The organism is Rathayibacter sp. AY1F2 (assembly GCF_002930885.1).
Lineage (GTDB): Bacteria > Actinomycetota > Actinomycetes > Actinomycetales > Microbacteriaceae > Rathayibacter.
Genome location: NZ_PSVG01000014.1, coordinates 39,674 through 53,492, shown reverse-complemented (window position 1 = coordinate 53,492; position 13,819 = coordinate 39,674). Strand labels below are relative to the sequence as shown.

The window sequence follows — 13,819 nt, the reverse complement described above, 5'->3', positions numbered from 1 at the left end:
GTGCACACGTTCACGACGATGGGCACCGTCGTCAGCCTGCGCGCCGCCGACGACACCCCGGTCGGCGACGTCGAAGCCGTCTTCGCCGACGCCGACGCCCGCTTCAGCCTGTACCGGCCGGAGTCGGAGGCGTCCCGGATCGCCCGCGGCGAGCTCGCGCTGACGGCCGCGTCCGAGCAGATGCGGACCGCCTACACCGAATCGCTGCACTGGCGAACGGCGACGGACGGCGCCTTCACCCCGCACCGGCCCGACGGGGTCATCGACCTCGCCGGAACCGTCAAAGCGACCACCATGGCGCACGCGGCCCGGCTGCTCGGCGACGGCGAATGGCTCCTCGATGTCGGGGGAGACGTCCTCACCTCGCCCGCCGACAGCTGGACGATCGGGATCGTGGATCCCGGCGACCGGCAGGCGCTGCTCTGCATCGTCCCCCTCGGCGACGGTCGCCGCGCGATCGCCACCTCCGGGACCGCCGAACGCGGAGAGCACGTCTGGCGCCGACCTGCCGAGCCCGGTGACGTCCCCTTCGTGCAGGTGTCCGTGATCGCCGAGGACATCGTCACCGCCGACGTCCTCGCGACCGCGATCCTCGCCGGCGGCGTCGGGACGCTCGACACCGTCACCGACCGCTTCGACGTCGACGTCCTCACCATCGACGCCGCCGGTGCCCTTCTCGTGACCGACCGGCTCCGCCGCCTGATCGCACCGGCGAGCCGGCACACGTCCTGACTCCGCTCGGTCGGCTCCTCGCATATCGGCGGTGAAGCGGGGAGTCGGCTCGGAGGACGGGCGAGTGATCGTTCGAGGGCTCACACGAATACGTCCAACGGCAGAGCGCGCAGGGCGGGGCGCGTTAGCGTCACGAGGACAGCCCCCCTCTCGACCGAAGGCGCCCCCGATGAACGACTGGCAGATCAACGGCCTCCCCCTCCACCCGCTCCTCGTGCACGCCGTCGTGGTTCTGCTCCCCCTCGCCGCACTGATGCTCATCCTCGGCAGCCTCTGGCCGGCCGCCCGCCGCAAGTTCGGGATCCTCACCCCGATCATCGCCCTCGCCGCGCTGATCGCCGTCCCGCTCACCACGCAGGCCGGTGAAGCGCTCGAACGACAGACGGAGCCGTCCGCGATCCTCGAGAAGCACACCGAGCTCGGCGACCACCTGCTCCCCTGGGCTGCCGGCCTGTTCCTCGTCGCCCTGGTCCAGTGGCTCTGGTTCCGCCGCACGCGACGAACCGAGGACCGAGCCGCCACCACCCGCCGCCCCCTCGTCGGAATCGTGCTCGCCGTCGCAGCGATCGCCATCTCCGTCGGAGCGACCATCGACGTCATCCGCATCGGCGACTCCGGCGCACAAGCAGTCTGGTCCGACTCCACCTCGAGCACCAGCACCGATCAGGCACCCGCGCCCGACAGCGACGACGACTGACCCACCCGCTCTCGGGCACTGCCCTCTCCGGCTGACACCGCCCCCTCTTCGCAGGAGGATGGTGTGAGTTCCTCAGCACTCGACGCCATCTGCAAGGTCCTCGGCTGCCAGGTGGGCGACATCCTGACTCACGTGCCGGACGACGTCGGGAGCAGTACGGATCGGCTCGGTGACCGAGCGGCCCGCTGACACGTCGCACCTCGGTGGTCGACTGGTCACCGCGGGCGTCGTCCAGCTGGTGGCCGTCGTCGCGCTCAATGTGCTGGGGCCGATCGTGCCCGTCTGAAGGATCTCCGGCCCGAGCGCTCAGGGTCCACTGCGGTCCCCGATCTGTCGCCTCTGCTCCGCTGGGCGATCGCCGCGGCGGTGTTCCTCGTCTGGGCCTGGTCGACGGCGTGGCCGGCCGGCCCGGAACGCACCCGCGACCTCGCCCGCCACGAGGACCGGTCCCGGAAGCTGGTCGACTCGCTCATCATCGCCGCCACCTTCTTCAGCCTCGTCCTCGTGGTCGTCGCACTCCTCCGCAGCCAGCAGAAGGACCCCGTCGGATCCGCGGCCGCGATCCTCGCGGTCGTCGGGGTCGTCGCGGCCTGGGCGCTCGTCAACACCGTCTACGCCTTCAAGTACGCGCTCATGTACTACCTCGACGACCGCCACCGCTTCGACGTCGACCAGGACGAGGACCCGTCCTACAGCGACTTCGCCTACACCGCGTTCTCGATCGGGATGGCCTACAGCGCGAGCAGCATCACCCAGTCCTCCACCCCCTCACGCCGCGTAGCCCTGGCCCACGCCCTGCTGTCCTACTTCTTCGGCACCTTCGTCGTCGCCGTCGCCATCAACCTCATCACCGGCCTCACCCAGGGAGGGTGAGGATCGCCGCACATCCGCAGGCAGGAGTGTCGGAGCTCGATACTGATGTCATGGCATCACCGCTCGTCTCCGACGTCGCTCACTCCGGTCTCACCGTGGCCGACCTCGACGACGCGCTGGTGCTGTGGTGCTCCGGTCTCGGGTTCGTGCTCGAGCGCACCTTCACGCTCGACGTGGAGGTCACGGCGGCGACCACCGGCGTCCGTGGAGCCGTGATCCGCGCAGCGACGGTGACCCTCGGCCCCCACCGTGTGGAGCTGCTGCAGTACGACCCGCCCCGACAGCTCGAGTCCGCCGGCTCGCCCGCACAGGTCGGCACGGTGCACATCGCGCTCACGGTCTCGGACCTCGATCGTGTCCTCGAGCTCTGCGCTGGACACGGTTGGAGACCGGTCGGGACACCTCACCGGATGACCGCTGGCGCCCGAGCCGGCACGCGCATCATCTACCTCGAAGGTGCCCTCGGCGGATTCCTCGAACTGATCGCGCCCCCGCAGCTCCCGTAGGCCGCGTCGGCCGATCGCGTCGAGGGCCCGATCTCTCAGCCCGCCAACCTCGCCATCCACTCCTCCACCGCGTCGGGCGTGCGCGGCATCGCCGCCGAGAGCAGGATCGACGACGTCTCCGTGACCACGAGGTCGTCCTCGATCCGGATGCCCAGCCCCCGCAGCTCGGCGGGGACCGTCAGGTCGCCCGGCTGGAAGTAGAGGCCCGGTTCCACGGTGAGCGTGTGGCCGGCCGCGAGCACTCCGCCGAGGTACGTCTCGTGCGGAGCGTGGTTGCAGTCGTGCACGTCCATCCCGAGCATGTGCCCGGCGCGGGAGATGCTCCACCGGCGGTGGTACGACGCCGACGGGGCCATGGCCTCGTCGACGGAGCAGCGGATCAGGCCGAGGTCGATCAGCCCCTCGGTGAGGGCTCGCCCGCACGCGTCCTGGTAGTCCTGGAAGCGCACTCCCGCGCGCAGGGAGTCGATGCCGGCCTGCTGCGCGCGCAGCACGATCGAGTACACGTCCCGCTGCAGCGGGGTGAACTCCCCGCTGACCGGGAAGGTCCGGGTGATGTCGGCGGCGTAGAGCGAGTGCAGCTCGACCCCCATGTCCATCAGGACGAGATCGCCCTCGGCGAGGGGCCCGGTGTTCCGCGTGTAGTGCAGGGTCGTGGCGTGCGCTCCCGAGGCGACGACCGATCCGCAGGCCGGCCCCTGTCCCTCGACCAGGGCGCGGCGGGCGAAGGTGCCCTCGAGGTAGCGCTCGCCGCGGGGCATCGCGCGGGCGACCGGCCACGCCTCGAGGCAGTCGTCGAAGCCCCGCGCCGTGCCGTCGACGGCGAGCTGCAGCCGTCCGATCTCCCAGTCGTTCTTGATCAGGCGCAGCTCGTCGAGCGTCGCCTTGAGCACGAGGTGCGGTCCGAGCTCCGGCCCGCAGATGCTCCGCACCAGCTCGTCGACGCTCTCGTCGAGGGTGGGCAGGACCCGGATGCGCCGGGCCCGCCGCGCGGCCCGCTCCACGTCGCGGGTGAAGTCGGCCAGCGGCCGGGTCTCGATGCCCAGCGCCGCCTGCGTCTCGGCGAGCGACGGCCGCGGCCCGACCCAGAGGTCGCCGAGCGCGTCGTTCTGCCAGAACTCGTCTCCGTCGCGGCCGGAGGGAGCACGCAGGTACAGGATCGAGCCGGCCTCCCCTCCCGTCGTGTCGACGACGAGCACGCTCTCGGCGACTCCGTTGCCCGTCAGCCACACGTGGTCGGTGCCCGGGCGGAAGCGGTGGTCGCTGTCGTTCGAGCGCACCCGCGGCAGGCCGGCGGGGATGATCAGCAGCTCGGCGGGCAGCGCCTGCGCCAGTCGCGACCGGCGCTCCGCGGTGTAGGCGAGCACCGGCTCGTCGGGGTCGATCACCGGCTCCGGATCGGCCCAGCCGGCGGTCATGAACGCGCCGTCCCCGGGGAGCGGGCTGCGGTTCACGGCCCTCGGCATGCTCCAGAGTGCGGACTCCTCTGCCCGGGCCTCCTCCACAGCGCTCACGCGCCCGCCCGCTCCAGCGCGTCGGGCAGCTCCTCGAGCCAGGCCGCCCGGTCGGAGTCGAGCGGAGCCAGCGGCAGCCGCCCCAGGCCGTCCGGCAGCGGGATTGCCGCGAGCAGCGCCCGGGTGTACGGATGCAGCGGGCTCTGCCACACCGTCTCGGTCTCCCCCGACTCCACGACCCGGCCGCGGTACATCACGAGCACCCGGTCGGCGATGCGCCGGACCACCGAGAGGTCGTGCGAGATGAACAGCATGCCCGCGCCGGCCTCGACGCTGAGCGAGCGCATCAGCGCGGCGACGCTCGTCTGGGTCGAGGCGTCGAGGGCCGAGATCGGCTCGTCGGCCACGAGCATCCGCGGCCTCGCCGCCAGTGCCCGCGCGATGGCGATGCGCTGCTTCTGCCCGCCGGAGAACTCGTGCGGGAACCGGCTCGCCATCGCCGGATCCAGCCCGACGCGGCGCAGCCAGTCGGCCGGGTCCGAGCCCTCGGCGCCCCGGGCGAGAGCCGCCCGGACGCCGTCGCCGATCTGCTCGCCGATGCGGCGACGGGGGTTCAGCGAGGAGTTCGGGTCCTGGAAGACCATCTGCACGCCGGTCATCGCCGGACTGCGCCGACGGAGTCCGAGCGCGGGCACGTCGACGCCGTTCAGGCGAACATCGCCGCCGCGGCGCTTCTCGATGCCGACCACCGCGCGCGCGAGGCTCGACTTGCCGCAGCCGCTCTCGCCGACCAGCGCCACGACCTCGCCCGCCGCCACCCGGAAGCCGACCCCGTCGACGGCACGCAGCGGCGGTCGCCGCCCGTACTCGACCACGATGCCATCGGCCTCGAGAACCGCTCCCGCGCTCATCGCGCACCCCTCTCGACGTCGCCTGCCGTGGCCGCGCCCGGATCGTCCGCGGCGGCGGCCCTCTCGTGCCCCTCGACGAGCTCGGCGACCAGCTCCTCCGGGCTCTCCTCGAAGCTCGAGCCGGGCAGAGCCGCGAGCAGCGCCCGCGTGTACTCGTCCTCGGGCGCGGTGAACAGACTCTCCCGCGGAGCCGACTCCACGACGAGCCCCTGGCGCATCACCGTCACCTCGTCGGCCACGGCGCTCATCACGCCGAGATCGTGGGTGACGAGCAGGATGCTCAGCCCGCCGTCGTCGACCAGCTCCCGCAGCAGCTGCAGCACTCCGGCCTGCACGGTCACGTCGAGCGCGGTCGTCGGCTCGTCGGCCAGCAGCACCGAGGGCTCGCACGCGAGCGCCACCGCGATCGCGATGCGCTGCCGCTGACCCCCGGAGAACTGGTGGGGGTAGCGCCCGAGGGAGGCCCGGGCGTCCGGGACCCGCACCCGCTCGAGCAGGGCCTCGGCCCTGGACCGCGCGGCCTCCTTGCCGAGACCGAGGTGGTGGCGCAGGTGGTCGGTGAGCTGGCGGCCCACGGTGAGCTGCGGGTGCAGGCTCGTCGACGGGTCCTGGAAGACCATGGCGACCCGGCGTCCGCGCACCGTGCCGAGCACCTGCCGGGACGCGCCGACGAGCTCCGTCGTGCCGTCGCCGGTGTCGTCGGCGAGGCGGATGCTCCCGCTGGCCGTCATCGCTCCGGGCAGCAGTCCGAGCACCGCCAGGGCGGTCATGGTCTTGCCCGAGCCCGACTCGCCGGCGAGACCGTGGATTCCGCCGCGGCGCAACGCCAGATCGATGCCGTCCACGATGGCGTGGCTGCGGGTGCGGATGCGCAGCCCGCTGATGGTCAGTGCGTCGCTCACAGCGTGGCGCCTCCTCCGCGGATCGTCTGCGACCGCGGGTCCAGGGCGTCGCGCAGGGCGTCGCCGACGAAGTTGAACGCGATGACGACGGTGAGGATGGCCAGGCCCGGGAAGACGCCGATCCACCACGCGTCGAAGTTCTGGATGGCGTCCGACACCATCGAGCCCCACTCGGCGGTCGGCGGCTTCGCGCCGAGCCCGAGGAACGACAGGCCCGACAGCAGGAGGATGGCCGTGCCGATGTCGAGGCTCGCCAGGACGAGCACCGGGCCGACGATGTTGGGCGCGATGTCGCGGACGAGGGAGCGCAGCGGCGAGAAGCCGAGCAGCTGTCCGGACACGACGTAGTTCGACGAGCGGAGGCCGAGCACGAGACCGCGGGTCAGCCGGGCGTAGGACGGCCACGACACGATCAGCGCCGCGAGCACCGCGTTCAGGAGCGACGCTCCGAGCGCGGCCGCGATCACCATCGCCAGGATGACCGTGGGGAACGCCATCACGAGGTCGGTGATGCGCATCGCGACCTCGTCGACCGCACGGCCGAGGAATCCGGCGACGGATCCGACGATCGCGCCGATCAGCACCGACATCACGACGAGCAGCAGGGCGAGCGGGATCGTGACCCGGGCACCCCAGATCACGCGCGAGAACACGTCCCGGCCGAGCGCGTCGGTCCCCATCAGCGTGCCCTCGCCGGGTGCCTGGAGGAGGGGCAGGTCCTGCGCGAGCGGATCGTGCGGGGCGATGACGGGGGCGAGCACGGCGATGAGGATCCAGAGCACGCCGACGGCGGCGCCGAGGAGTCCGAGCGGCGCCGACCAGCGGCCCAGGCGCAGGCGGGGGCGGCGCAGGCGGAGGCCGGGGGCGGCGACCGGGTCGAGCACTCCGGCACCGACGCCGTCGCGCGGACCGGCAGGAGCGCCGTCGCGCGGGTCGGACCGGGTGGTTCGCGGATCCGTCACGAGGCCAGCCTCACTCTCGGGTCGAGCACGCCGTACAGCAGGTCGACGATCAGGTTCACGAGCAGGTACATCACGCCGATGAGCAGGCCGACGCCCATGATGCCGCGCAGGTCGAGGTGCGACGCGGCCTGGTAGGCGTAGGAGCCGATCCCGGGCCAGCCGAAGACCGCCTCGACGAGCACGGTGCCGCTGAGCAGGCTGCCGAAGGCGAGGCCCACGACGGTGAGGATCGGGATGCTCGCCCCGCGCAGCACGTAGGAGAAGGTGACCGCGCGGTTCGGCAGCCCCTTCGCGCGGGCGGCCCGCACGTAGTCCTGGTCGAGGATCTCGAGCACCGCGGTGCGCACGAACCGGGTCAGCAGGCCCACCGTGTAGAGCGTCAGGACGAGGACGGGGAGGAAGAGGTGCGACGCCGCGTCGAGGAAGGTGTCGAGCTGGCCGGCGAGCAGGGCGTCGACCGTGTAGAGGCCCGTCACCGTCGGCGGCGTGGTGAAGTCGCTGCTCAGCCGGCCGGATCCCGGCGCGATCCGGAGCTGGAAGTAGAGGACGTAGTAGAGGACCAGCGCGAGCCAGAAGGTCGGCACGCTGAGGCCGGCCAGCGACACGACGCGCAGAACGTGGTCGGAGGCCCTGCCGCGCCGGTAGGCGGCGACGGTGCCGAACAGCACGCCGACGATCACGCTGAGCACGATGGCGCCGAAGGCGATCTCGAGGGTGGCCGGCAGCGCCTTCGCCAGGTCGGCGACCACCGGGTTGTGCGTGGTGGTGGAGACGCCGAGGTCGCCGTGCAGCAGGTTGCCGAGATAGGTGAAATACTGCACGACGAGCGGCTGGTCGAGACCGTACTGGGCGCGGAACTGCGCGACGATCTCCGGATCCTCCGCAGCGCGCTGGCCGAGAGCGGCCGCCACGGGGTCGCCCGGCACGAGGTTGGTCAGGATGAAGGTGACGAGGGTCACGCCCACCACCAGCAGCAGCGAGGTGAGCACGCGGCGGAGCGCGTAGCGGAGGAACGGGTGGGCCGCCCGGCCCCCGCGCTGACGCGGGGTCCGGGCGGCCGTCGTGGTGGTGGACACGGGCTACTGCGCGGTGAGGGCCGCGATGTCGATGGTCCACACCGCGTTGTAGACGACACCCGAGACGTCCTTCGCCGCGGCGATGTTGTTGCCGGGCTGGAGCAGCGGGATGAAGGGGCCGTCGGCGTTCAGCGCGGTCTGCAGCTCCTCGAAGCGCGACTGGCGCTCGTCGTCGCTGCCGCCGGTGGCCGCGGCGTCGGCCAGCGCCGAGATCGCGGGGGCCGCACCGTCGGTCCAGCCGGAGCGGAGACCCACGACGTCGCCCGGGGTGAAGACGAGGTAGTCGCTCGGGTCCGGGTAGTCCGGGCCCCAGTACCAGAGGCCCATGGTCTCGGTGCCGTTGCGGTAGGCGTCGAGCTCGGTGGCGACGGGGGCCGGGGCGAGCTCGACGGTGATGCCGGCGTCCTTCAGCTGCGACTGGATGCGCTGCGCGATGGTCGGGAAGTCGATGCCGTTCAGGCTGATGTCGCTCGGGAAGTTGAGCGTCACGGACTCGCCGGCGTAGCCGCTCTTCGCGAGGTCAGCCTTCGCGGCGTCGAGGTCCTGGGTGAGCGCGCCGCTCTCGGGCAGGGCGCCGAGCAGCATGCTCGGGATGACGCCGGACGCCTGGGCGGTGCCGTTGCCTGCGATCGAGACGAGGTCGTCGTAGTCGACGGCCTCCTTCACAGCCTTCACGAAGTCGGGGTTCGACGTGATCGCCGAGACGCTCGGGTTCTGGTTGAGCAGCAGGAAGATCACGTTCGCCGACGGGTCGCTGGTCACCGCGACCGAGTCGCCGAGCGCCTCCGCCTGAGTGCCCGAGAGGTCCAGCGCCACATCGGCGCTGCCGCCCTCGACGTTGATCTTCTGGGTCGCACCCTCGACGTTCTGGATGACCACGCGGCCGTAGCCCGGGGCGTCGCCGTCGTAGTTCTCGTTCGCGGTCAGCACGACCTGCGAGGCGAGGTCGAGCGTGTCGAGCACGTACGGGCCGGAGCCGGCGGAGGTGGTGTTGAGGAACGTCTCGGCGGTGTCGGTCTCGTCGGTGGTGCCGCCGTTCTCCTTCACGACCTTCGAGTTCAGGATGCCGAGCGCCGGGTTCGCCAGGATCGCCGGCAGGGCGGGCGTGGGGTTCTCGGTGGTCAGCACCACCGTCGTGTCGTCCTTCTTCGTGACGGTGACGCCGTCGAGGAGGAACGAGGGGTTGCCCTTGAGGCCGATCACGCGCTGCAGCGAGAACACCACGTCGTCGGCGGTCATCGCGGTGCCGTCCGAGAAGGTGTGCTCGCCGTTCAGGGTGAGGGTGAAGGTCTTCGCGTCGTCGGACTGCTCGAGGCTCGCGAGGCCGTCGACGACCTGCGAGACGTCGCCGCCCTCGAAGGTGAGGAGGGTCTCGTAGAGCGCCTTGTCGACCATCTGGCCGGTCGGCTCGTACATGCGGCCCGGGTCGGCGGTCTTGAGGTCGAACGCCTTGTTGATGGTGAGCGTCGCGCTGCTGCCGTCGGCGGTGTCGACGCGGCCCGAGGAGCAGCCCGCCACCAGAAGGGCGAGGGAGACCGCCGCAGCGGCGATCACCACTCGCGTCGGGGCGGAGCGCGGGGTGCGGGTGGAGCGGACAACCATGGAGGCCTCCTGGCGAGGGTTCGGCTGGACGTGTTGCGAAACGATGGCACATCGCGACGCACTCCGTTTCCAGAGGGCCGCTATCGTGGACGAACTGCCGCCCGCAGCGACGAAGGAGTGGATTATGTCGATCACCGATCCGGCCGCCGGTGCGGTCGCTGGACAAAGCGCGGGCGGGCTCGACGACCTCAATCTGCGCATCCTCGCCGTCCTGCGCGAGAACGGGCGCATCTCGATGTCCGCCCTGGCCGAGCGGGTGAACGTCTCGCGGGCGAGCGTCTACAACCGGGTCGAGCAGCTGACCGCATCCGGCGTCATCACCGGATTCTCGGCCCTGGTCGATCCGGGAAAGGTGGGGCTCGACGTCTGCGCCCTGGTGTTCGTGACGGTGCATCCGCAGTCGTGGCACCGGTTCCGCGAGGGCATCCTCCAGATGCCCGACGTGGAGTACTGCTGCATCACGACCGGCGAGCACGACGCGATGCTCCTGGTCCGCTCGCTCGACATCGGCGGCGTGCACGACTTCGTCACCGGCGTGGTCGCGGCCCGGCCCGAGGTGAAGTCGGTGGTCTCGGTCGTCGTGCTCGACGAGGTGGTGCGCAAGGCCTACCTGCTGCCCTCCGACATCCCCGACCGCTCCGGATCGACGAACCGGCTCGGCATGACGCGGTTCACCACCGCGGGGAACGGCCGCGACGCGGCGCGTTGAGCGTCAGACCTCGACGCAGATGCTGACGTGGTCGTCGCCGTCGATCTCGAACTCCTCGACGAGCCGCAGCAGGCCCTCCCCGTCGAGCTCGACGCGGCTGCCGCCGGTGCCGCTGACCACGGTCCCGCCGTCGATCAGCTGGTGCACGAACGAGACCTGCAGGGCGTCGCCGGTGCGCGTGCCCACGAACCGGCCGAAGGTCACGGTGTCGCCGACGTAGTCGCCCCAGACCACTCCGTCGCGCTCGGAGTAGTGGAACCGCGACGGCGACTCCGGGTCGACCGCACTGTTGGTCGAGGAGGTCATCACGAACTCGCGGCCGTCGAGACTGGGGGCGGTGGTGGCGTCGTTCACGTCATGGAGTATGCCGGAGAGGTCGAGGTGTCCTGGCCGCACGCCGGTTTCGTCTCGTTCTTCGGGTCCGCGACCCCCGGGGCTGGACGAAAGCGCCGTCTGCGGGTCTCTCGACGGTCCATTCGTCTGCGATCCTCCGCCGCCCGTCCCGATCGACCGAGCGACTCCGGGATCGGACGGGCGATCTCCGCGGACAGGCGGCGGCGAGGCGTCCGGACTTCCCTTGCCGCCTCGATACTCCATCGACTCGTCCGTGATCGGAAACTTTCCCGTACTCTCAGGACTCGTACGGGGAATGAACCGGGGGCTCATTCGCATCCGGTTCGAATTCGACATCTTGGGGGCGCAATGGATCCGCAGCAATCGGTGAACAGTGATCGCGCAGTGTGCGCCCACGCGAGGAGCGGCGGATGACCGGGTCGAGTGCGACCGGCGCCGTGGTGAAGCGCCCCGAGTCGCGGGAGTGGATCGACTTCGCCAAGGGCGTCGCGATCAGCCTCGTCGTGCTCTACCACTCGTCGTTGTTCCTCGGATTCTTCGACCTCGCGGGGTACGTCCCGAAGCTCCGGACCGTGCTCCTCTACTTCCCCATGCCCGTGTTCTTCTTCATCGCGGGCCTCACGGCCGCCCGGATGCTGACGTGGACGTTCGCCGAACTGTGGCGCCGCCGAGTGCTCGCGCTGGTGTACCTCTACCTGCTGTGGTCGTTCATCCGGGTCGTCTTCTACCTCATCGTCCCGTTCTCACGGTCGGAGGCGACCTCGCCGACGGACCCGCTCAACGTGCTGGTGCTCCCCATCCTGCCGTCGAGCAGCTACTGGTTCATCTGGGCTCTCGCGATCTTCAGCATCCTCGCCTGGCTGATCCGCAAGGTGCCCCGATGGATCCAGCTCTCGGTGGCCGGGCTGCTGGCCGTCGCGGCGACGACCACCGGCCTGCTCGACACCGACAACATCGGCTGGGACCGGGTGCTCCAGAACTTCATCTTCTTCCTCGTGGCGATGTTCATCCCCCGCACGTTCTACCGCTTCGCCGCTCGCGTGAAGCTCTGGCAGGCGCTCGCGCTCGCGGTGGCCTACCTCGGCATCATCGCGGTGATCGTCGCCTTCGACGCCAACCGCATTCCGGGTGTCATCCTGATCGCCAGTTCGGTCGCGATCATCGCGGGCATCGCCGGCTCCCAGTACCTCGTCAAGGTCCGCGCACTGAAGATCTTCGTCACCATGGGGCAGCAGAGCTTCCAGATCTATCTCCTGCACCTCTTCGTGATCGCGGTCGTCGTCGCATTCGTCCCCCTGCTCGGCGAGACGAATGTCCCGCCCCTTCCGGCGACGGTCTTCCCGGTCGCCCTGACGGTGTTCTCCCTCTGGGCGTCGCTGTTCATCTTCCAGTCGCTGCGGCGCTTCTCCTGGCTGTGGGTGAGCCCGTTCAGCACCGGCAAGTCCCAGAAGAAGCGCCTCGCCGCCAGGAATGCGAGATCAGCCGAGGTCCAGCCCACCGCGGTCGAGTCCGCAGCTCCTGTCGCCCCGGCCGATGAGCCCGCTGACGCGGGGACTGCGGGCAGACCGGAGAAGGACTGACCGGCGAGCACCTCCCGGGCGACTCCCCGGGCGGCCCTTCTGCAGGCCCGAGTCGTCTCGGGCGCTGGTGAGTCCGCCTCAGACCGGGCCGGCCCGCGCTGCTCGGTCTCGGGCGAGCCGAGGGAGCAGTCGGACGAGGACGACCATGCCGACGAGTTCCACGAGAGTCTGCGTGACGACGACGACGGGCGCGAGCGACAGCGGTGCCGGGAGCGCGAGTGCGAGGGGCAGCACGACGAGCGAGTTGCGGGTCGCGCCGCTGTACACGAGGGCGCGCGTCGCGGGCACGTCGAGCCGGAAGACGCGTCCAGCACCCAGCCCCAGAGCGGTCATGACCACGAGGAATCCCGCGTAGAGCGGGACGAGGACGAGAAGCCGGCCGGCCGAGGCGCCCACGGCGCCGGCCTGGGAGGCGACGACGGTGAAGAGCGTGGCCGTCATGAGCGGCACCATGAGCCCGAGCATCGTGAACTCGACGATTCGGCCGGCTCTGTGTCGGCGCGCCAGGGCCTGCACCAGCCCGGCCGCAGACAACGGCACCACGATCAGCAGCAGGAACGCCCGCGCGAACGGACCGGCGTCGACCACCGCCACCCCCGCAGGACCGATGAAGAGCAGCAGATACACGGGGAGGAGGAGGATCTGCGCGAGCATCAGCAGCGGTGCGGCGGCGAGCAGCCGGTCGGACGCCCCTCCGGCGAGCCCGGCGAACACGATCACGTAGTCGATGCACGGCGTCAGGAGCACCAGGAGGACCCCGAACAGCAGCACCGGAGTGTCGGCGACGAATCGGGACAGCCCGTAGGCGACGAGCGGCACGACGACGAAGTTCAGCACCCCGACCGCGGCGAGGAAGCGGCCGTCGCGCAGAGACCGTCCGATCGCGGCGAACGGGACCCCGAGGAACGTGGCGAACAGCAGCAGCGCGAGCACCGGTTCGATCGCGACCTCGAGGTGGTGCGCGGCGGGCAGCAGCAGTCCGAGAGCGGCGCCGGCGGCGATCGCGGCGAGGTAGAGCGGGATCTGGCGGTGCTCGAGCCAGGCGACGAGCGCTCTCACGACAGCTGGCCGGCGAGAAGGAGGGGCACGGGTGCAACGGTAGAGGTCCGAACCGCTTGAGGGTCGCTGCTCTGCCGCTCGTCGCGGCGGAGGGGCTTCTCCCTCGACCCCGCCCCGGTGAACGGTCCGGGCCGAGACCTTGGACGATGCGGCCCAGCCGGGATCCGCTCCCGCACGGTCCTCCCCGTGAGACGCGCCCAGGACGAGACGCCGTCGACAGCTCTTTCCTGCGTCACTCGACGGTCCTCATAAGCTTTCGCAACTTCTGGTGCAGAGGTGTCGGAAAGATACGAACGCATCATGTCGCATCAGGCGCGAAAGGCTCGAAGAGCTCAGAGGTATTGAGGCCTCGGCCAGTTAATGCTTTAATCCACATCGAACCGGTTCGATGATCTATGCAGC

At 70.7% G+C, this 13,819-nt stretch carries 15 protein-coding genes; 7 read left to right on the top strand and 8 right to left on the bottom strand.

The annotated features are described in order from the left end of the window. From C5C54_RS11645 to C5C54_RS11625, 5 genes are all read left to right on the top strand, one after another. Positions 1-732: an FAD:protein FMN transferase gene (locus C5C54_RS11645; RefSeq protein WP_258059425.1), complete on the top strand. Its 732-nt coding sequence runs from the start codon at positions 1-3 to the stop codon at positions 730-732. Between the two features lie 169 nt (positions 733-901). Continuing rightward, positions 902-1,429 (top strand): DUF2231 domain-containing protein, encoded by a 528-nt coding sequence (locus C5C54_RS11640; protein ID WP_104226519.1) that lies wholly within the window; start codon positions 902-904, stop codon positions 1,427-1,429. A 63-nt stretch (positions 1,430-1,492) separates the two neighbouring features. Next, complete coding sequence (locus tag C5C54_RS18520; RefSeq protein WP_181065672.1) at positions 1,493-1,618, top strand: helix-turn-helix transcriptional regulator; 126 nt, start codon at positions 1,493-1,495, stop codon at positions 1,616-1,618. A gap of 93 nt (positions 1,619-1,711) precedes the next feature. Next, entirely contained in the window at positions 1,712-2,302 is a 591-nt protein-coding gene (locus tag C5C54_RS11630) for a DUF1345 domain-containing protein (RefSeq protein ID WP_104288401.1), read from the top strand. 50 nt (positions 2,303-2,352) lie between these two features. Beyond that, positions 2,353-2,808: a VOC family protein gene (locus tag C5C54_RS11625; RefSeq protein WP_104223254.1), complete on the top strand. Its 456-nt coding sequence runs from the start codon at positions 2,353-2,355 to the stop codon at positions 2,806-2,808. Positions 2,809-2,843: 35 nt separating this feature from the next. Here C5C54_RS11625 and C5C54_RS11620 read toward each other — a convergent pair whose 3' ends face one another. From C5C54_RS11620 to C5C54_RS11595, 6 genes are read right to left on the bottom strand one after another with little or no spacing between them, the layout of a single operon-like run. Then, positions 2,844-4,262, bottom strand: coding sequence for an aminopeptidase P family protein (locus C5C54_RS11620; RefSeq protein WP_219812194.1), 1,419 nt, complete (start codon positions 4,260-4,262; stop codon positions 2,844-2,846). A 56-nt stretch (positions 4,263-4,318) separates the two neighbouring features. After that, a complete protein-coding gene (locus C5C54_RS11615; RefSeq protein ID WP_104288400.1) occupies positions 4,319-5,173 on the bottom strand; it encodes an ATP-binding cassette domain-containing protein in 855 nt (284 codons plus the stop codon). After that, positions 5,170-6,075: an ABC transporter ATP-binding protein gene (locus C5C54_RS11610; protein ID WP_104268961.1), complete on the bottom strand. Its 906-nt coding sequence runs from the start codon at positions 6,073-6,075 to the stop codon at positions 5,170-5,172. The genes C5C54_RS11615 and C5C54_RS11610 overlap by 4 nt, the downstream gene beginning before the upstream one ends. After that, a complete protein-coding gene (locus tag C5C54_RS11605; RefSeq protein ID WP_258063303.1) occupies positions 6,072-7,037 on the bottom strand; it encodes an ABC transporter permease in 966 nt (321 codons plus the stop codon). The genes C5C54_RS11610 and C5C54_RS11605 overlap by 4 nt, the downstream gene beginning before the upstream one ends. Further along, positions 7,034-8,113, bottom strand: coding sequence for an ABC transporter permease (locus C5C54_RS11600; protein ID WP_104288399.1), 1,080 nt, complete (start codon positions 8,111-8,113; stop codon positions 7,034-7,036). Before C5C54_RS11600 ends, C5C54_RS11605 begins: the two co-directional genes overlap by 4 nt. Positions 8,114-8,116: 3 nt before the next feature. Then, a complete protein-coding gene (locus tag C5C54_RS11595) occupies positions 8,117-9,715 on the bottom strand; it encodes an ABC transporter substrate-binding protein (protein WP_104223258.1) in 1,599 nt (532 codons plus the stop codon). 124 nt (positions 9,716-9,839) lie between these two features. Between C5C54_RS11595 and C5C54_RS11590 the strand changes: the two genes are divergently transcribed. Then, complete coding sequence (locus tag C5C54_RS11590; RefSeq protein ID WP_104223259.1) at positions 9,840-10,424, top strand: Lrp/AsnC family transcriptional regulator; 585 nt, start codon at positions 9,840-9,842, stop codon at positions 10,422-10,424. A gap of 3 nt (positions 10,425-10,427) precedes the next feature. Here the strand turns inward: C5C54_RS11590 and C5C54_RS11585 are convergent, their stop codons facing one another. Beyond that, positions 10,428-10,778, bottom strand: a complete 351-nt coding sequence (locus C5C54_RS11585) for a hypothetical protein (RefSeq protein WP_258060307.1) — start codon at positions 10,776-10,778, stop codon at positions 10,428-10,430. Between the two features lie 410 nt (positions 10,779-11,188). Here C5C54_RS11585 and C5C54_RS11580 point away from each other — a divergent pair, with 410 nt between their 5' ends. Continuing rightward, positions 11,189-12,358, top strand: a complete 1,170-nt coding sequence (locus C5C54_RS11580) for an acyltransferase (RefSeq protein WP_104260246.1) — start codon at positions 11,189-11,191, stop codon at positions 12,356-12,358. A 78-nt stretch (positions 12,359-12,436) separates the two neighbouring features. Here the strand turns inward: C5C54_RS11580 and C5C54_RS11575 are convergent, their stop codons facing one another. Continuing rightward, positions 12,437-13,417, bottom strand: a complete 981-nt coding sequence (locus C5C54_RS11575; protein WP_104288398.1) for an arsenic resistance protein — start codon at positions 13,415-13,417, stop codon at positions 12,437-12,439. Between the last annotated feature and the right edge of the window lie 402 nt (positions 13,418-13,819).